Consider the following 20,046-nt stretch of genomic DNA (forward strand, 5'->3'; position numbering starts at 1 on the left):
CGCCGTGCCTGCAAGCCTGCGCCGGGCGGAAGAGCAGGACAACCTCGGCAGCCTTCGCGATGCGCAGCGCACCGCGCGCGATGCCCAAGCGCAACAGAACGCCGCTGCGGTAAACAAGCCCGTTCAGCTGCCCCAAGCGGAGTGGGACCAGGGCGTTGCCGCTGCCCAGCGCGCCCATGCCGGACAAGGCTTGGACGAGGCCATTGCGCGCGCATCGCTGAGCGGGCAGGTGGACGGCGCGGCGGCGCCTCTCACGCGCAGCACCCCCGGCCTGACGGCATTCGAGCAGACCCTTGCCGGGTGCGACACCGTCACGCTCGGTCTGGTGCGCACAAGCCAGTTTGATCTGACCCAGGTGCAGACATTGCCTGCAGCGGAGCGCGTGTGGTTACTCGGCTCGCTCTCCAGCGCAGACGCCGCGTTTACCGACCCGCGTCGCACCGGGCAGGTTGCCGGCCGGCTGCAGCAGCTCGCCATCCTGAAGCTGGCCGGCGTGACGCTCGACTGGAACGACCCGGCCGTGCAGCGCGATCCATTTCCGTGGGCAGCGCAGCACGCCACGCCCGAGCAGAAGCAGATCATGGGCCGTTGGGTGGCAGCCGCCGACGATGCCCGTGTGCTGTGGGTGCAGGAACACTGCAATGCGCAGGCGCCGGCGGGCGACCCACGCGATCCGTCGCACATTGGTGCCGTGCAGACCGCCATGCAGATCGCAGCCATCAACCGAAACAACGCGCTCACACCCGCAGCCGCTGGCGTCATCGATCAGATGACGGCGTCAACGTTCGGGCCCGCGTTTTGGACCGATCAGATTGGGCAACTGCTCAAACCTTCTGAGCGTGACACCGGCCTGCAGACGATTGGGCTGGTGCGTGTCGGCCAGTTCATGAAGCAGTTGGCGCCCTATATGTCTGGCGCAGATGCGAGCCGCGCGCTCGATTGGATCAAGGCGAACTACAAGGAAGACTGGTTCGACAACAACCCGGAAGCACTGTCCGATGCGGGATCTTGGTACGAGGGCGTTGCCGCGCTTGTACAGGCAGCGTTGCCGGAGAAAAATCGCGGCGCCGAGTTTGCAACGTGGCTGACCGGCCCGCAATCGACGCTGGCGCGTTCCGAAAACACCACGCGCGATACCTTGCTCGCCAGCGCCCAGCAGATGGGAGCCAACGGCGATCAGCAGCTTCCCGAGGCCCTGCGTGCCGCGCTCAAGCCGGTCGACCCCGAGGCGGCACAGCGTCTGGATGACTATTACCAGGGCGGGTTGCAATCCTTCGTTGCGGGCAAAGGCTACCTGACCCGTGACGACCGGACGTCGTATGCGAAGACGCAATGGGCCGCTTACCAAGCGCTTCCCGACCATGCTGCGGAAGGGCAATTGCAAACGCTGGTGGGACGTATCAGCGAGACGCCTTATACGCCCGGGTCGACCGCTTTCCACAATGCGCTGGGCTTGTCGCTCGGCATGACGAACATCGGTACGTCGACCGATGCCCAGGCGCGCGCCAACCGCGTCGAGCAATGGCTCAACACGCCAGGAGCGCCGATCGACGCGGCCACGGAGTGGTTTACCGGCGACCGCTTGGCAGACGCGGGCAACGTCATCGGTGCGTTCGACACGGCGATTGCAAATGGCATCCAGGCGGCCGACGCCACGGCGTTCAGAAACCGCACACCTCGAGAGCATTGGTCGCTCACCGTCATGCCCATGCGCGCTTATGGCGAGCAGTCCGGGCAGACGCAGATGGCGCTCGTGCGCGTGCAGGGCGACCGGGGTACTACGTTCTACGTCGGCAGCCGTGGCGGCAGCGCCGACGACCCAACGGCCAAATCCAGCAGCCTGGACGACTTCCGCACGCAGACCGCATTGACGACCAAGGACTGCCTGGTCATGCCGAAAGGTGGCAACGTTGCGCGCAGCGGTGCCAATGGCGCGATTGCCATGGAGACGGTGGCCGGCCACATCAACTCGACGCTGGATGACATCAACGACACGACGGGCATTCCGATGCTGATCGGTGGCGTGGCCCTGGGCGTGGTGGCTGCGCTGTCGACAGGGCCTGTGGGTTTGGCGGCGGAATTGTTGATCGCGCTGCCTACCGCCACGCTGGGGTTGGCCAATCTTGCGAACATGGCTGGGCATGACCGCTCGCTTACCTCGGGCGAGGCCATTGGCGCAGGGCTGATGGTGGCCGCTGCTGGAGGCGCAGCCGTCGCGCGCACGCTCGACTGGGGTGCAAGCCTGCCCGCGGCGGCGCGCTCCGGTGCCGAAGTGTCGGAAGCGGCCGCGAACTCGTTGGCCGTCGGGCGTAGCGCGGCGGAAGTGATTTCGTCGGAAGCGTCCGGTGTGCGCGCGGCAGGCGCAGTCGACGGGGTGGCCGAAGCCGTGACAACCGCCGATGCGCGTCCTGCTCTTGCACGGGCCGCTCAACGGCTGCGCGCGGTGTCAGGCGTGGCCGGCGGGCTGCAGGCGGCGCAGGGGCTGCAGCAACTGGCTGCCGTGTGGGACGACCCCGAGCAACGCGATCACGCGCTGTTCATGCAGGTGATGAACTTTGCCGTCATGGTTGGGATGGCGCCGCTGGTGGGTGGTATGCGTGCGGTGCGGGAGCGGCGTGTTGCAGTCAATGCGGGGCGGGCCGATACCGACGCTGTTCGCACCGTGCCGGGCCATGGCGATTATGCGCAACTCGGTGAGAGCAACATCCACGTGCCGCCGGACATGCTGGCCAGCATGCAAGCGGAGGAGGCGGTAAGCAGTGCGGATGCCTCTGGGCGCGCGGATACGGAGATCGATCTCGCTGTTTTTCATCCACATTTGGAAGCAGGAAGAACGGGCGCGCTGCGTGCAGACGGCATCGACATCGATGTGCCGGCTTCGCTCCGTGACAGGGAGCCTGCATTGCGCGAGTTGATCGGGCAAGCGACGCAGGCTTCGATGTCAGGCGGCGCATTGAGTGACTGCGTTGATGCTGTACACCTGATCCATCGCCCCGGCCAGCGAGGCAAAGTGATCGGTAATACCGCAAGGATGGCGTTCTACGTGACGGACGAGGGAGAGCGGATCATCGAGATGGATGCCGCAGCACTGGATGCGCCGTTTGAGCAGAGACTCACTGGGTTGTGTGAAGAGATCGTCCATGCGCAGCGCCACGCTCGCCGTACGGCGCTGTATGGGCCTCGCTATTCGGACAATCTCAGCGTCAATGAACGCACGGCAATGCGGTTGGCGCGCATTCGTGCGCTGGCGTTCATTGCTCGGGAAGTCGGATTCGATGACCCGGATTGGACTGGGCGGCTTGCTCACGACGACGTGTTCTCGAAAGCGCTGTCAGATGCGGCGGATGCCGCCACACGCGCAGAAGGCAAGCTGTTGCCCGAAGGTATTCGGCGAGCCTGGTTTGAAGCGGGGAGCGGCTATGACGAGCCGCGCCAGCCGGAGGCTGAAACCAAAGAGATAAAAAAGGCACAGGCCAAACGACTGGGCAAAGGGTTCACCGCCTTGTGCTTTTCTCTGGCCGAGAAGCTCGCGGTCTTCCACGCAGAGAACGCCTCGCAAGCCAACCCATTCGCGCCGCTTGATATGCAGAAGATGGTGAGGATGCCGCTGTCCGATGTGCTGTTTGACAAAAATCAGCTTCCTCGCAATGTCCTCCCAGACGGCGTCACGGGCTTCAGCCTGTTGCAGGCGATGCGTTACGTCGATACCTTGCGGGGCCGCTTTGCCTCCATGGCGCCCGTCGGTAAGCAGGACATGTTGGCAAGCATGCCTTTTCAGGAAGCACTCCTGCCCATCCCGGACGGTGACCACCAGGCGTCCATCAACGATAACCTCGCGATCCCGGTCGGGGAATACGGAGAGCAGCTTTCCGCCGACATCATGCGAGCCTCAGTCGTCATGAAGAATGCCGCCCGCCGGCTTCTGGCGCATGAGGTTTTGCAAATGCAGACAAAGGACGGAGAGCTGATTGCTCACACCGACTTGGGAACCGCGATGGGCGTTTTCCTGGATGGAATCGACTCGGTGGCCAATGCAGCCATTCAATCGCTGGCCAGGAAGAACGGCGGGCCAGACGACCCGATTCAGGCGTTGCGCCTGATCATCGAGCACAAGATTCCCGATGAACTCGCCTTGCGATTCGGTTTCGGAGCGCTTGGGCCAACGCTGCTGCAGGGACGCGCATACACCGATCTGATTGTCTGGACTGACGGAAAGCCTGTGGTGAATCCAAAACTCAAGTCGGCTATCCGTCAGCAGAACAATGCGCTGACAGACGACTACGCCTACACAAATAAGCCAATGACTGGGCAGGGATGCCCAGTGCGCGGCATCCAGGTGCTGAGCGAGGCCTTCCTGCAAATTGTCGAGTCGTATGCGCAACAGCGGGACGCGGGCGCTTTCGTCCCGTTAGAAGATGTCAGTCAGGCAAAGACTCCTGCCCCCAGTCGCTTCACCATCCTTTCCGAAGAGATTCCGACCGCGCAGTTGCTGCGCGATCACGCAGCATTCAACAACGTCAACCTCGATCTGCTCGACCATGCCGATAAGTGCCTCAGAGAGGTCCAACTGGAGCTGATACGCGCAGAGGGTATCGTTTCCGACGAACTGCGCTCGCGCTTTCTTACCGCGATGCACGATCAGAAGTTGGCCGAAAGCGAGCGTGCGGTCATCCTTGCGGCGGGCGCGTTGCGCACTCACCTCGCCGAAAGTGGTGTGCCGGAGTCCATCACGGACAATCTGCTCGACATCCGTGAAGTCACAGGGCTTTTGGATGATGAGGCTCTGGCAACGTATGCCATGCTGATCCAACGGCTCAACACCAGACGCGAAGAGCAGCAATCTGTCTTGGCCGATAACCAAGCGCTGCGCATGGATCTGGTGGCAATCGATCAGGCTGGCGAGGGGGCTGGCAGCGAGAGCCGGGACGCGACGGGTGACACAAATGGGCCCAGCGAGGGAGGGCCGGCCGAGCCAGGAGCCGCTCACGATATGCCACCGCCAGTGATCCCGCCCAGTGATTCCTCTCCATTGAGCTTGCCGGACGATGAAGGCGGTGAAGGCGGTCGGGAGCTGAGAGGTGTTGCGTCATCACTCACCGCCGCCTTCGATCGCGACCGAGACATCCATCGATCCGTCCGTTCTCTGGGGCTGCCCCAGCGCGATGTCGCTGTTGTGGGCAATTCGGTTGTCGACATGCTCGGGTATCAGGCGGATCGCCCTGCCGAGCCGACCCACCTGCTGGTGTCCGAGGAACGCTATCGAGCCCTGCGAGAAGGAGAAGGCTGGACAGAGCAAGCACGCCCGGATGGTTCCCGCATTTTGACCGCGCCGGGTTTCCACGTAACCACATCTTGGGCCGGGCAGGCGTTGCCAGACATTCATGCTGCTGGCAGCGGTTATTGGGATCAAGGTGTTCGCGTGGCGGACCCAGGTCTCGCCTACGCGCAGATGCTCAGGCGGCAGGCGCCTGGCGATGCACGCGATCTCGAACTGATTCGACAGCATCTATATGGCACGGCAGCGTTGCCGCCGGAGTTGCTGGCAGCCCAGCTGAACTTTGTTCGAGCGTGCATGCAACCGGAGCTTCGTCAACGCCCCGAACTGCTGGTTGCAGCCAGAAATCTCTATGTGGTGAATGCCTTGTTTGGCAGGGGTGAAGAGGAATTTCTGTTCTATAGCGGCAGCGCGGAGATCAACGCGCTCGCCGCCGCACACGGCTGGGCCCATAGCGGACTGGGCGTAAGAGATGCGCAGGCCAATATCGACATGCTCGACGGCCGCCGTGTGCGTGAGGGGTTGCCGCCGCTGTTTTCCGCCGACGACCGGGTTGCCACCGCCGTCGGTTACGCCGGCCACGATGGGCAACTCGGTCATGGCCGCATGGCGACGAATCCGGAGGGGCACGATGAACGGGTATCCGCCGATATGGTCGTGCGGCAACTGGAGGCCGCTGGCCACACAGATCCCGTGTTTCTCGAGACGGTTTATGAGGGGATCATGTCGACCACGTTCGATGAAGCGACGCGTGGCCAGCTGATCGTGCCGGGCGGGCGTCACCTGCATGTGCAGAAGCTGTTTCACGGCACGGATCTCGCCTCATTACGGCGCGACACCGGGCTGACTACATCCATCGCAAACAGCGTGGAAAACCTCAGCCGCAGAAGCGCTGGTTTCGACCGGCCCTTGGCTCAGTTGATCGAACATCTCAATCGCGAGCTTCCTGCCGAGGCACCGCCATTGGTTGTGACGTCCATGGCGCAGGCACTGGAACTGATCCAGGAACATGGCGATTTTCCGACTACGCGCATGAATGGCGACGCCAGTACGCTGCGCGAGGACTTTGCAGATACGCTCATCGGGTCCAGCGGCTTTTATCGAAATCATCGTCATCCTGACCTGTGGGTGTTAGGTGATACGCAATGGCAGATGCGGATGGGCGACGAGTTGCTGGTTCTTGGTACGCGCGTGAAAGAGGATCCAGGCTTTTCTATCCCGGCGGTACTGACCGAGGCGCAGCGGTATGCGGCCGATCACGCACCCGAGACGACCACGCATGCAGGGCCCGACGTGCCGCCGGGAAGTCCCAAATCCGGCGATGACCCTGAACCGCCGGACCCGCCCACAGGCATCCGCCCCACCGGTACAGATCCGGATCCCAAACCAATGAACGGGCCTGGCGGTGGCGCCGGTACGCCTGAATTGGAAGCCCCGTCGGCACCAGCGACAGGCGTCAATGACGATCACCTCACAAGCAAACCTAGTCCTGACGATGATGGGGTCGGTGCGCCCGACGCCAATCCGCCCCAAGCCGAAGACCGCCAAGCCGAGCAGCGTGATCTGGCACGTGCCGTGGTGACCTTCATCCGAGCCGGAATTGAGCATCGGCGTATGCCCTCGGAACTGATCAGCAAAGCACAGATCAAGCGGGCGGCGGGCGTTGTCGATGCGCTATCGAGGCGGCTTGCTTCGCCCGATGCGCAATGGCGAGGTCGCCTTGCCGGGCTCGCACAGCAGGATCGCGCATTCGTGGAGGGGATCCTCCAGGACCTCCGGGCACTGGCGTCCCCTTCCGCGCTGACCAACAAAGCTGGAGAAAACACGCACGAGCGGTATGCAAGGCTGACGCGCGACCTCGATGTCGCACGCAAATATCTGGATGCTTATAGCGGCTATCTGCAGCGTGCCGTGCTGTCGGCCGGTAAGCCGTGTGCGCTGCCGCCCCATTTGTCGCTGGCGCGATCGCTTGCGCAGACGAACACCGCCCGCAATCTGCTCAACGTTGTGCAGAAAAGGCTTGAGCACGTTCAGCCTTACTCCAGCCGTGAAGAGCAGCGGAGTGCAACGCAGTTAGTCCTGGACCAGTCGGCCTTGAAGATCTATTCGGAGCCGAGTTTGACCACGCTGCCTGCAAAGGAGCAACTGCGCTTTGGTGATCTTGCGCAGCGCGCCAAGCAGTTGTCCCGCTGGCTTAGAACCCGTGATGGCGTGGCAGACGAACGTGCGCGGGCAGCCTATGAGGGCGCGCGCAACGAGCTGGCGGCCGCCGTACAAACGTATAGCAAGGAACTTGCGCAGCGCGCTGATCAGGAGTCTTCCAGGTTGGCGTTGCTTCAGCGGGTATATGCACGCGACGGCTCCAAGCCTGCCGAGGGGGCTTCCCAACCCCTATCTGATAAGCCGCATTCCATCGAAGACGTGATCAGCCACATCGAAAACGCCTGGGAAAAACTCGGGCAAATGATCGAGGAACTTGAGACAGTATTCAACGCCGATGCGAGTGGTATGTCGGATTCGGCCATCCACAAACTGCTCAGGCGCGCGGCGGCGCGGATGGAGGAAGCCACGGCCGAATTTGGCAAGACGATCAAGGGCTATGCCGATGCCTCCAGCGCGAGCGGTCTCGAGGAATCGCGCTCGGCTTTCGAGAAGGATGGCGACCAAGATGTCGTCGTCATTAACAAGGAGTCGACCGTCACGCAGGATCTGGTCGCCACCTACAAACGGATGGTCCAGTTCATGCACGACCATCTTATGAAGATCGATTCACTGCAGGACATCGAAGCACTGGATGCCCCGCTGAGCGCACTGCTGGGGGAGATGCGGCATTGCGAAGAGCGGCTGCGCTCAGCGCTTGTGGAGAGTACCGACGGAACCGGGGGGACTCAGTAGGGGAATGTTGGAGCGCAGCGGTAGGAGAGGGCTTCGGGAAAACGCCGGTCGCGCAAGCTTGCGGCGTTCCCGCCCGCCTGCGCGACCGTGCTTCTCATATCGGGGGGCCTATCAGCGCGACCACCTCAACGAAGGGTCGCTGATAAGCGCTTCCAGTCCACCGCTTGAGTAAAGATCCGCTTGCAGCATCGCCTTGCCGGTGGTCGGGTCGATCACGTCTCCCAAGGCCTGCTGGACCGAGGTGACCGGATTCGATGGGTCCATCACGCTCTTGGGTGCCGACTCGACGTCATTGACGGCGGCTAGAGCGTTGTCACGCAGGCCCGCCAGATTGGGCGTATGCGTGATCGCCACGTCGATCACGCCCTGGCGCTGCACTTGAGTAGCGTCCCGCATGAGCGGCTCCAGTTGATTCAACTGGTTGAATCCCCACGTCATGTGCTGCGTGGCCTGCGTTTGCAGGGCACCGCCGAGGTTTTGCATGTTGCCGGCGGCAGTGCCATCCTGCTCGAGCGTTTGCCGGGTGGTCTTCAGCTCGTCCAGGTCACGCGTCAGGTTGACCAACGCTGCCTTTTTTTCCGGGGTGCCGGGCAGGTATTGCGCGACTGCCTGCATGTCCTGTCGGGTCTGGTCCAGCAGCGGTGCGACTGTGTTGTGCGCATAGCTGTCGGTGTCCATCACGGTGTAGGGGCTGCTGTTCTGTGCGCCGACAATGTTCCTGACGTCGTCCGCGCGTTGGGTTTCGACTTGGAAGTCGGCCAGAAAGTCTGCCGGCTTGCCGTCCGCCATGTAGTTCCGGACCCTCGCCTTGATGGCTTCGCTGCCGCTGTTGGCCTCTGCGCTGACCACGTCCTGAAACTGCTGCGTCTGCGAGTGGACCTCGCGCAGCATGTCGGTATCGAGCTTTCCGGCACGCGCCTGGGCGACCAGCGTGCGGCACGCATCCTCTGCCGCGCTGACCTGCTCGCGCTCACGATTGACGGCCTCCATGGCCGCGCTGGCACCGGGCTCGGACGTCTTCGTGGCGAGCAGGTTTGCAGTCGTGAGCACTTGCGATGGCCCGCCGTTCAGCGGATGCGAGGCGTTGAAGGTCCTCAGCGTGTTCAGCGCGGCCGTGGTTTCCGGCGCCGGGGCGTGCGCTTTCCAGTAGCCGATGCTGGCTCCGTCGATCATCGTCATGATGGGCTCGTGTAGAAAAATGACCGACCCAGTCTAGTCACGCTCGGGCGGCAGCAGGCCTACGAACATTCCGAGGCTGTGCGGCCTGCTGCCCTCCACTGGCTACAAGGTATCGGAGTGGCCTGGCGATGCGGTCGGCACGTTTCGATCCCTCGTACGCGAGATTTTTCGGCGCCCGATGTCCCGCTCATCGCGAGCACAAGCGACGCGCTTCAATAGCTCGGGGCGGGGTGCGCCCGCGTCGCCGTCTCGGTATGCGGCTCTTCGCGGCGGCTGATACGCATGGAAAGACCGCCGGGTGCGTGTTCCTCGATGGGAGTGTGAGGTGCGGTCGACCGTGTCGGTGCAATCGGCATCCTCCGTTCCTGAATGTATGCACCGCCCGCCGATTCCGCGACGGGAAGGTGCGGCCGGCAGCCAGCCGCAATGTCGGGCTGCCGCAATTGCTCCAGGAGCCAGTTTGGATCATCGGCACGCAGTGTCTGCGCGAGCGCATCCATGCCCTGCTGAAGCGGCGATTCGGGGCTGCCGGATTTTTGCGTTGTGGCGCATTGCGAGGCGTACATCGCATCGAGCAGCTGCGCTTTTGCCGCGCCGAGCGCGTCCTGATAGGACGCCGTGGCCTGGTTGTCCGATGGTGCGCGCTGTGCGGCGGCGGCCTTGAGCTGCAGGTCGGCATTGACGCCTTGGACCAGCTCATCCAGTGCAGGTTGGCGGGCCAGGGTGGGCGAGCGATCGGCGTCGGGAAAACGGGCTGTCAGCATTGCAATTCCTCAGTTGGGGGATGGCCGCAGTCTAGTGATGGCAATGGCCGTTCACGACTACGGAAAACGGCGGAATCGCTTCGACGGCCACTCGTCCCGGGTTTGCATCCAGCCACGACGATGCTCCAAGCGCACATACGTTTCAGAACGCAAAATATGTACACAAAAAACGCGTGGGATTGTTGACAGAAAAATGGCGCCCCTCCAAGATTCCGGCAAATACGCGGCATCACGCCACATGAATGCTGGCGAATGGAACGCGCCCCATCCGCCTAAAGCACGCTCCCGGCATTGACACGGGGGCGGCCCCAGGAGACAGACAATGCGCCAATCCCCCGGCCAACCCTCGCCTTCTTCGTCGACAATGGCTCACGCCGTTGCCGATCCCGTCAACGAGTTTCTGCCGCTGCCCCGCCTGTTCGCGCTTGGCCTGCAGCACCTGCTGGTGATGTACGCCGGTGCGATTGCCGTGCCGCTGATTGTCGGCAATGCGCTGGGCCTGCCGAAGAGCGATCTCTCGTATCTCGTCAATTGCGACCTGTTTGCGGCCGGTATCGGCACGCTGATTCAATCGCTCGGCTTCCTGATCTTCGGCATTCGCCTGCCGGTGATGATGGGTGTCACGTTTGCCGCGGTTGCGCCCATGATCGCCATCGGCGTGGAGCCCGGCATGGGGCTGCCCGGCATTTTCGGGGCGTCCATCGTTTCAGGTGTGTTCGGCATTGCCATTGCGCCGCTCATGGGCCGGCTGCTCGGCCTGTTCCCGCGCGTGGTGACGGGCACGGTCATCATGCTGATCGGGTTTTCGCTGCTGAGCGTGGGCATCAACTGGGCCGCGGGCGGTCAGCAGATGATTCCGCAGGTGGTCGACGGCGCGCGCCACATGGTGCCGAACCCGGCGTTTGGCGATCCGTTCGGCCTGGCCATTGCAGCGCTGGTGCTGGTGACGATTCTGCTGCTGACCAAGTTCGGTAACGCACTGCTGTGCAATATCGCGGTGCTGCTGGGCATCGTGACGGGCACGCTGGTGGCGGCGGCGTTCGGCAAGGTGTCGCTGGCGGATGCGAGCGCGGCGCCGCTGATGACGCTGGTGACACCGTTCCACTTCGGCATGCCGAAGTTCGAGCTGTCGGCCATCATCTCGATGTGCATCGTGATCGTGATCACGCTGGTGGAATCAACCGGCATGTTCCTCGCGCTGGCGCACGTGGTGGGCAAGCCGATCTCGCGCAACGAACTGACCAACGGCCTGCGTGCCGACGGTCTGGCGACGGTGGTGGCGGGGGTGTTCAACACGTTCCCGCATACGTCGTTCTCGCAGAACATCGGGCTGGTGTCGATCACGGGCGTGCGCTCGCGCTATGTGGCGGCGTCCGGCGGGGTGCTGCTGATCGTGCTGGGGCTGTTTCCGAAGCTGTCGTACGTGGTGGCATCGGTGCCGCAATACGTGCTGGGCGGGGCGGGCATCGTGATGTTCGGCATGGTGGCCGCAGCCGGTATCCGCATGTTGGGCATGGTGGATTTCCAGCAGCAGCGCCATAACCTCCTGATCATCGCGGTGTCGGTCGGCTTTGGCATGATGCCGACGCTGGCGCCGGCCTTCTTCCATCACTTCCCGGACTGGACGCGCCCCATCACCCACAGCGGCATCGTGATGGGCACGCTGGTGGCCGTGGTGCTGAACGCCTGGTTCAACGGCATCCGCGGCTCGCATGAAGTCATGCACGGTGCGGCCGCAGCCGCGCATTGAACATCCAACGCCGCGCTTCAACGCGGCTCAGGTTTCTCCGGCAACCGAGACGCGGTATGCGGTGTGCTGCCGGTAGACCTGGCCCGGGCGCAGCATGACCGCTTCCGCATCGGGCATGTTGACCTGGTTCGGAAACGCGCTCGCTTCCAGACACAAGCCGCTGCGTTGCGCGTGCGTGCCTGCCAGCATGTGGCCCGAATAGAACTGAAGCCCGCGCTGATCGGTGAGCACGGTCAATTCGCGGCCGCTGCCGGGTTCATACAGCCGCGCGACCGGACGCACATGCGGGCGATCGTCCGGTGCCGTATTGCGCAGGACGAAGCAGTGGTCGAACCCGCCGGCCTGCGCCAACTGCGCGTTGGGCCAGTCCAGCCGCGCGCCAATGGGCGCCCCCTGCCGAAAGTCGAATGCCGTGCCCGCGACGTTCATTGCTCGCGTCGGGATCAGCTTGGCATCGACTTCCAGAAAGGCGTCGGCATCGATCGACAGGATGTGGCCCCGGATGTCGGTGCCGGGTCTGCCGCTCAGGTTGAAATACCCATGGCTGGTCAGGTTGATTGGCGTGGGCGCATCGGTGCGGGCTTCGTAGTCGATCGACAGCGTGCCATCGTCGTCTAGCGCATAGCGAACCCGCACGGCGACATTGCCGGGGAATCCGGCATCGCCTTCCGGAGACGTGAGCCGCATGACCAGAGCGCCGTCTTGATCCTCGGCGTCCCATAGTGCCCGATGAAAACCGCTCGCGCCGCCGTGCAGCAGGTTGCCGCCCTCGTTGCGGTCGAGCGCGTAGTCGATGCCGTCGAGCGTAAAGCGCGCGCCGGCAATCCGGTTGGCCCAACGTCCGATCAAGCCGCCCAGATAGCCCGGCGATTCCAGGTAGGCGGCAGGCGTCGCGTGGTTGAGAAGAATCTCGCCCAGGCGCCCGCTGCGATCCGGCGCCTGCCAGGAGACGAGCGTCGCCCCCAGATCGCTGATGGAAACGCGCATGCCTGAGGCATTGCGCAGCGTGAAGAGCCGAACCGGTTCACCGTCCGGCAAGTGCCCCCACGTTGCCGATGAGATGGCGCCGTCGAGCGGCGTATGCGCGGACAGCGCGTGCGCGATGCTCATGATTGGCCCTCTGCGATGGCGCGTTCCTGGTATTCGCGCGGCGTGCAATCCAGCTCACGGCGGAATACGGCATGCATGTATTGCGGGGAGGTAAAGCCGCAGCGCACCGCCACCTCGGCGGTGGCGACATCACGGCTGGCCAGCATGTGCTTGGCCGCGTCGAGCTTATGGCGAAGGATTTCCTGATGCACGGTGCAATGCAATTCACGACGAAAGTGTTCTTCGAGCGATGAGCGCGAAATACCGACGTAGTCCGCGACCTGCTCGGTCTTGATCCCTTGGCAGGCGTATTGCCGAATGAAGTGCCGCGCCCGCATGACATACGGGCTGGCAAGCGGCTGATGGCGGGACGACGCCAGCACATTGATGCCCACGGGTGGCACGAGAATCTGCCGACCTGCCAGGCGCGCGCCGCCCAGCATCTGATGCAGCAGATGTGCCGCGGTGCGCCCCATCTCCACCGTGCCCTGAATGACCGATGACAACGGGATGCGGCTCAAGGTGCGTGTGAGCGGATCGTTGTCGATGCCGATGATGGCGACTTCCTCGGGCACGGCCAACCCTGCCGTCATGCAAGCCTGAAGCAGGTGCCGGGCCCGTGCATCGGTGACGGCAATGATGCCGATGGGCTTGGGCAAGCCCCGCAGCCATTCAATCAACTGACCGATCGCCTGATGCCAGGTCGGCGCACTGGTCGAGAGGCCCCGGTAAATCTCCTGCTCAATCGGGGCGGTGGGATTGTCCTGCCGGCGCAAGCGGGTAAAGGCCAGTTCGCGCTGCTGTGCCCAGCGGTTCTCCGGTGCCTGGGGCAGGCTGTACAACGCAAAGTGCTGCAGGCCGGCTTCGATCAGGTGCCGGTATGCCAGTGAGACCAGCTTGCCGTTGTCCGTTGCGACATAGGGCTCCTTTGCCGGGTATTGCGCTGCATCTTCATACGATGAACCGACGGCCACGACCGGCAGCGGGCAACCGCACAGCGCCTCAGCGACAGCGGGGTCGTCGAAATCCGCAATGATGCCATCGCCATCAAAGCGCTCGATGCCGGGCAGCCGGCAGCGGAAATCCTCTTCGAGAAACAGGTCCCACGTCACGCGCGTGGAGCGCATGTAGTCGCCAATGCCCGCGATGATCTCGCGGTCATACACCTTGTTGGCATTGAACAGCAGCGCAATGCGATGAATGCGCGCGTGCTGCGATGGATCGGACGGTTGACGGTGCATGGTGGCTCGGGCCGCTCGCGGTGGCAGGGGTTGCCAAACGGCTGCAGCGCTGGGGCGTGCTGCTCGCTTGCACATTCTATTGGCTACATGGGGCGCTGTCAGACGATCGCAGCTGGGTGGCAAGAAATGTTAGGGCGGTTGGGCAATTTCGTAATTGCCCGTGCCGAGCGGCCGCATCACCATGCGATGGCCGTCGAGCCGGGCGAGATCACTATTGCGGCGCACCACGCGCACCGTCGGCCTAAGGGTATCCACCAACAATAGAAGATGGAGTGAGACATGAAATCGAACCAACGCCGTAGTGTTCTGAGGGCCGCCTTTTGCGGCGCAATGCTCGCCAGCCTGTCGATTGCGGCGCCCCTGGCGCACGCCAGCAAGGCGCATCCGGAGATTGGCTTTTGTATTGACGACCTGCGCGTGGAGCGCTGGTCGCGCGACCGCGATTACTTTGTCGCTGCCGCAGAAAAGCTTGGCGCAAAAGTGTCGGTGCAATCGGCGGATGCCAGCGAGCAACGTCAGATCTCGCAGATCGAGAACCTGATCTCGCGCGGCGTCGACGTGATCGTCATCGTGCCGTTCAACTCCAAGGCGCTGACCAATGTGGTGGCGGAAGCCAAGAAGGCCGGCATCAAGGTGGTGTCGTATGACCGCCTGATTCTCGATGCCGACGTCGATGCCTATATCTCCTTCGACAACGAGAAGGTGGGCGAACTGCAAGCGCAGGGCGTCTACAACGTCCGCCCCAAGGGCAACTACTTCCTGCTGGGTGGCGCCCCCACCGACAACAACGCGAAGATGCTGCGGCAGGGCCAGATGAAGGTGCTGCAGCCGGCCATCGACCGCGGTGACATCAAGGTCGTCGGCTCGCAATGGGTGCCCGAGTGGAGCGCGTCTGCTGCGCTGGGTATTGTTGAAAATGCGCTGACAGCGAACAACAACAAGATCGATGCCGTGGTTGCCTCCAACGACGGCACGGCCGGTGGTGCGATCCAGGCGCTGGCTGCGCAGAAGCTGGCCGGCAAGGTGCCGGTGTCGGGGCAGGATGCCGACCTTGCCGCCGTCAAGCGCGTGATTGCCGGCACGCAGACGATGACGGTCTACAAGCCGCTCAAGCTGATTGCCACTGAAGCCGCGCAGCTTTCGGTGGCACTCGCCAAGGGTGATAAGCCCAAGTACAACGCGCAGTACGACAACGGCAAGAAGAAGGTCGACACGGTGTTGCTGCAACCCACCCAACTCACGAAGGACAACGTCAACCTGGTGGTGAAAGACGGCTTCTACACGCAGGCTCAGATCGGCGGCGGCCAGTAAGGTCGCGCAGCCAGGGCCACTTCGTGCCGGCGACGAGCCAACGCTTTGTCGCCGGCCGCGTTCGTACCTCAAGGACGAGGCATGTCTGAACCTCTGTTGCAGATGCGCGGCATCGTCAAGACGTTTGACGGTGTGAAGGCGCTCGACGGTATCAACCTGGTCGTGAGGCCGGGCGAGTGTGTTGGCCTGTGCGGCGAAAACGGCGCCGGAAAATCGACGCTCATGAAGGTGCTTTCGGGTGTGTACCCGAGCGGCACCTGGGATGGCGAAATCCTCTGGGAGGGGCAGCCGCTCCACGCGAGCGGTATTCGCGACACCGAGCGGGCGGGCATCGTCATCATCCATCAGGAACTGATGCTGGTGCCGGAATTGTCGGTGGCTGAGAACATCTATCTTGGCAACGAGATCACGCTGCCCGGCGGCCGCATGAACTACGCGGCCATGTACCAGGGCGCGGACAAGCTTCTGCGCGACCTGAACATCCAGGGCATCAACGTCGCGTTGCCCGTGATGCACTACGGCGGCGGCCATCAGCAACTGATTGAAATCGCAAAGGCGCTCAACAAGCGCGCCAGGCTGCTGATTCTGGACGAGCCATCGTCGTCGCTTACGGCGGCTGAAACGCGCATCCTGCTCGATATCGTGCGCGATCTGAAGGCGCGCGGCATTGCGTGTGTCTACATCTCGCACAAGCTCGACGAGGTGGAAGCGGTGTGCGACACGGTCACCGTCATCCGTGACGGCCGCCATGTGTCGACCGCACCCATGCACGATCTGACCACCGACCGCATCATCGCGCAGATGGTCGGGCGCGAGATCACGCAACTGTTCCCGCGCGAACCCCATCCCATCGGGGAGGTTGTCTTCGAGGCGCGCAATGTGACGTGCTACGACGCGAACAACCCGACTCGCAAGCGGGTCGACGATGTGTCCTTCTCGGTGCGTCGGGGCGAAATTCTTGGCGTGGCCGGGCTGGTCGGCGCAGGGCGAACCGAGCTGATGCAGGCGGTTTTTGGCGCGTATGAAGGCGCAAGCGAGGTGGAGCTTGTACTTGACGGGAAACCGTTGAAAGTCCGCGCGCCGCTTGACGCCATTCGTGCGGGCATCGCGATGGTGCCGGAAGACCGCAAACGTCACGGCATCGTCTCGCTGATGAGCGTCGGGCACAACATCACGCTTGCCGTGCTCCAGCGTTTTTCGCGTCTCGGGCGCATCGATGGCGCGGCCGAACTCGATGCGATCCGCAAGGAGATGCGGCGGCTTGCCGTGCGTGCCGCGCATCCGATGCTGCCCATTGCCAGCCTGTCGGGTGGCAATCAGCAAAAGGCAGTCCTCACTCGCATGCTGCTTACCGAGCCGCGCGTCCTGATTCTGGATGAGCCGACCCGTGGTGTGGATGTCGGCGCCAAGTACGAGATCTACAAGCTGATCGGCGACCTGGCCAAACGCGGTATGGCCATCATCGTCATTTCATCAGAGCTGCCCGAAGTGCTCGGTATTTCGGATCGCGTGCTGGTGATCGGCGAGGGCGAGCTGCGTGGCGATTTCGTGAACGATGGGCTGACGCAGGAACACATTCTGACCGCAGCCATTCAACCGGTGCGGCACGCATCCACTTTTCATCAGGTAGGCCACGCATGACTTCTCAGACGAGCCCACAAGCCGCCGGCGGGGTGGACCCTTCGCGTAGCACGCTCAAGGCAACCCAGCGCCTGAGGCAACTCTTCGCACGCTACAAGATCCTGGCGTTGCTGATCGCCGTGGCCGCGATCTGGCTGTTCTTTTCAATGCTGACCGACGGCGCGTTTACGTCGCCTCGCAATCTCTCCAATCTGCTGCGGCAGATGTCCATTACGGGGATGCTGGCCTGCGGGATGGTGTTCGTCATCATCGCGGGCGAGATCGATCTCTCCGTCGGTTCGCTGTTGGGCTTGCTTGGCGGCGTGGCTGCCATCCTGGATCAAGGACTGGGTTGGCCCATTGTCGCGACGGTGCCTGTGGTGCTGCTGCTCGGCGTGGCCATGGGTCTGTTCAACGGATGGTGGTCAACCTACCGGGGCTTTCCGTCCTTCATCGTTGGCCTGGGCGGCATGCTCGCGTATCGCGGCATTCTGCTCGGCCTCACACATGGCTCGACGATTGCGCCGGTGTCGGACAGCTTCGTGTTGATCGGCCAGGGCTATCTGCCGCGCCGGGTGGGTGACCTCATGGCAGTGCTGATCTTCTGCCTGTTGATCTTCGTGGTGATCCGGCAGCGCCGTGAGCACAGCCGCTATGAGCTCGACGTCGCACCGCTCTGGCAGGACGTCGCCAAGTTGATTGCAGCGGGCGCGGTCATTGTTGCGTTTGTCGCCACGCTCAACAGCTATGGCGGTATCCCGGTGCCGGTTCTCCTTGTTCTGGCACTGCTGGGTATTTTTTCGTGGATCTCCAGCCAGACCGTGTTCGGACGCCGTATCTACTCCGTGGGTTCAAACCTGGAGGCCACGCGCCTGTCGGGCATCAACACCGATCGCGTGAAGCTCGCCATCTTCGGGCTGATGGGCCTGATGTGTGCGTTTGCCGGCATCGTCAATACGGCGCGGCTTGCTGCGGGCTCGCCCTCCGCCGGAACCATGGGCGAGCTGGATGCCATTGCGGCCTGCTTCATCGGCGGCACGTCAATGCGCGGCGGCGCGGGCACGGTCTACGGTGCGCTGGTCGGCGCGCTCGTCATGGCCAGCCTCGACAACGGCATGTCCATGCTCGACGTTGACGCCTACTGGCAGATGATCGTCAAGGGCGGCATCCTCGTTCTCGCCGTCTGGGTGGATGTCATCTCGCGCTCCGGCCGTCGCTGAACCACCGCTGCGGGCTTTATCTCTTTTGCTGTAACTGGAATCTCTTATGTCTTATGCAATTTATCCGAGCCTTGTTAACAAGAACGTTGTGATTACCGGCGGCGGTAGCGGTATTGGTGCTGCCATCGTCGAAGGCTTTGCCAAACAGGGGGCGCGCGTTACGTTTCTGGATATTGCGCGTGCGGACGCAGAAGCGCTGGCAGCGTCGCTGGGCGAGTGCGTGCATCCGCCGATCTTCCGTTATTGCGACCTGCGCGACATCGACGCGCTGAACACCACGTTCTCGGACATTGAGGCCGACACGGGCCCCATCGAGGTCCTGATCAACAACGCTGCGAATGATGACCGCCATCAGATCGGAACGGTGACGCAAACCTATTGGGACAACCGCATCGAGGTGAACCTGCGCCATCAGTTCTTCTGCGCGCAAGCCGCGCTGCCCAGCATGAAGAAGCTGGGGCGCGGTGTGATCCTGAACCTTGGGTCCATCTCGTGGCATCTTGCCCAAGCGGACCTCGCCATCTACATGACGGCCAAGGCCGGCATTGAAGGCCTGACTCGCGGCTTGGCGCGCGACCTCGGCGGATTCGGCATTCGCGTCAATTGCATCGTGCCCGGCGCGGTGCGCACGCCGCGGCAGATGGCGCTCTGGCAATCGCCCGAGAGCGAAGCCAAGCTGCTGGCGGAGCAATGCCTGCATGAGCGTGTCGAGCCGGAACACGTAGCCCGCATGGCGCTGTTTCTTGCATCGGACGACGCCGCACGTTGCTCGGCGCGTGAGTACTTTGTCGATGCCGGGTGGTACGGCGGATGACGGCACCGATCATTCCGGAATGCGTCTGGCGCGTCGGCGCAACGCTTGGGGAAGGCGCGGTGTGGCACGCGGCGTCGCGCTGCGTGGTCTTTGTCGATATCAAAGGCAGACGGCTCTACCGATATGACCCCGATACCGCTGTGCGCCGCAGCTGGGTCGCGCCCGGCCAGATCGGCTTTGCGCTGCCCAGCGTTGACGGCGATTGGATCTGTGGTGTGCAAGGCGGTCTCTACCGGTTCGCGTTTGCGACGGGCAGCTTCAGTCGCGTGTTGCCGGTTGAAACCGATCGGCCGGGCAACCGTCTGAACGACGGCTTTGTCGATCGCACCGGGGCGCTGTGGTTTGGCTCAATGGACGATGCGGAGCGCGAGCCGAGCGGACAGCTCTATCGCGTCGCTCGGGACGGCCAACTGAGCGTGCGCGATTCAGGCTACGTCATCACGAATGGCCCGACCGCGAGCCCCGACGGCCGAACGCTGTATCACACAGACACCTTGCAGCGCGTGGTCTATGCCTTCGACCTTGGTGACGACGGCGGCCTGGAACGCAAGCGCGTCTTCACCTCGATTGAGGGCACCGGCTACCCGGATGGCATGGCCGTTGACGAGGAGGGGTGCGTGTGGGTCGCGCTGTTCGGCGGAGGACGGATCGAGCGGTTCTCGCCCGACGGCCGATGCATCGGGCGCGTCGACTTCCCGTGTTCCAACATCACCAAGCTCGCATTTGGCGGCGATGACTTGCAGACGGTCTATGCAACTACCGCCCGAAAGGGCCTGACGGAAGAGGCGTTGCAGCAGCAGCCCCTTGCCGGCGGATTGTTCACGTTTCGCGCGCCGGTCAAGGGACTGCCTTCCACGGACTGTGCCGTGGCGTTTTCTTAGGCGACAG

At 63.2% G+C, this 20,046-nt stretch carries 11 protein-coding genes; 7 read left to right on the forward strand and 4 right to left on the reverse strand.

What is annotated here, in order from left to right:
• Positions 1-4: 4 nt before the first annotated feature.
• A complete protein-coding gene (locus ACEN9T_RS08365) occupies positions 5-8,170 on the forward strand; it encodes a hypothetical protein (RefSeq protein ID WP_413706083.1) in 8,166 nt (2,721 codons plus the stop codon).
• Positions 8,171-8,281: 111 nt separating this feature from the next.
• Here ACEN9T_RS08365 and ACEN9T_RS08370 read toward each other — a convergent pair whose 3' ends face one another.
• Both ACEN9T_RS08370 and ACEN9T_RS08375 read right to left on the reverse strand, forming a co-directional pair.
• A complete protein-coding gene (locus ACEN9T_RS08370; protein WP_413706084.1) occupies positions 8,282-9,349 on the reverse strand; it encodes a hypothetical protein in 1,068 nt (355 codons plus the stop codon).
• A 212-nt stretch (positions 9,350-9,561) separates the two neighbouring features.
• Positions 9,562-10,113 carry a hypothetical protein gene (locus ACEN9T_RS08375; RefSeq protein WP_092972162.1) on the reverse strand — a complete coding sequence of 184 codons (552 nt, stop codon included), beginning with the start codon at positions 10,111-10,113 and terminating at the stop codon, positions 9,562-9,564.
• 322 nt (positions 10,114-10,435) lie between these two features.
• Between ACEN9T_RS08375 and ACEN9T_RS08380 the strand changes: the two genes are divergently transcribed.
• A complete protein-coding gene (locus ACEN9T_RS08380) occupies positions 10,436-11,863 on the forward strand; it encodes a nucleobase:cation symporter-2 family protein (RefSeq protein WP_413706085.1) in 1,428 nt (475 codons plus the stop codon).
• 27 nt (positions 11,864-11,890) lie between these two features.
• Here ACEN9T_RS08380 and ACEN9T_RS08385 read toward each other — a convergent pair whose 3' ends face one another.
• Positions 11,891-12,973 (reverse strand): aldose epimerase family protein, encoded by a 1,083-nt coding sequence (locus ACEN9T_RS08385; RefSeq protein ID WP_413706086.1) that lies wholly within the window; start codon positions 12,971-12,973, stop codon positions 11,891-11,893.
• On the reverse strand, positions 12,970-14,193 hold the full coding sequence (locus ACEN9T_RS08390) for a XylR family transcriptional regulator (protein ID WP_413706087.1): 1,224 nt from the start codon (positions 14,191-14,193) through the stop codon (positions 12,970-12,972). Before ACEN9T_RS08390 ends, ACEN9T_RS08385 begins: the two co-directional genes overlap by 4 nt.
• Before the next feature lie 279 nt (positions 14,194-14,472).
• Here ACEN9T_RS08390 and xylF point away from each other — a divergent pair, with 279 nt between their 5' ends.
• The 5 genes from xylF to ACEN9T_RS08415 all read left to right on the forward strand — a co-directional run bounded on the left by xylF (position 14,473) and on the right by ACEN9T_RS08415 (position 20,039).
• Positions 14,473-15,504: a D-xylose ABC transporter substrate-binding protein gene (gene xylF / locus ACEN9T_RS08395; RefSeq protein ID WP_092972158.1), complete on the forward strand. Its 1,032-nt coding sequence runs from the start codon at positions 14,473-14,475 to the stop codon at positions 15,502-15,504.
• A gap of 81 nt (positions 15,505-15,585) precedes the next feature.
• The gene (gene xylG, locus ACEN9T_RS08400; RefSeq protein ID WP_413706088.1) at positions 15,586-17,145 is read left to right on the forward strand and encodes a D-xylose ABC transporter ATP-binding protein; all 1,560 of its coding nucleotides are present in this window, start codon (positions 15,586-15,588) and stop codon (positions 17,143-17,145) included.
• The gene (locus ACEN9T_RS08405; protein ID WP_413706089.1) at positions 17,142-18,344 is read left to right on the forward strand and encodes a sugar ABC transporter permease; all 1,203 of its coding nucleotides are present in this window, start codon (positions 17,142-17,144) and stop codon (positions 18,342-18,344) included. Before xylG ends, ACEN9T_RS08405 begins: the two co-directional genes overlap by 4 nt.
• A gap of 46 nt (positions 18,345-18,390) precedes the next feature.
• The gene (locus tag ACEN9T_RS08410; protein WP_092972155.1) at positions 18,391-19,158 is read left to right on the forward strand and encodes an SDR family NAD(P)-dependent oxidoreductase; all 768 of its coding nucleotides are present in this window, start codon (positions 18,391-18,393) and stop codon (positions 19,156-19,158) included.
• Positions 19,155-20,039, forward strand: coding sequence for an SMP-30/gluconolactonase/LRE family protein (locus ACEN9T_RS08415; protein ID WP_413706090.1), 885 nt, complete (start codon positions 19,155-19,157; stop codon positions 20,037-20,039). Before ACEN9T_RS08410 ends, ACEN9T_RS08415 begins: the two co-directional genes overlap by 4 nt.
• The last annotated feature ends 7 nt before the right edge of the window (positions 20,040-20,046 follow it).

Origin of the sequence: Ralstonia sp. Ralssp110, from assembly GCF_047325135.1 — a bacterium.
Lineage (GTDB): Bacteria > Pseudomonadota > Gammaproteobacteria > Burkholderiales > Burkholderiaceae > Ralstonia > Ralstonia mojiangensis.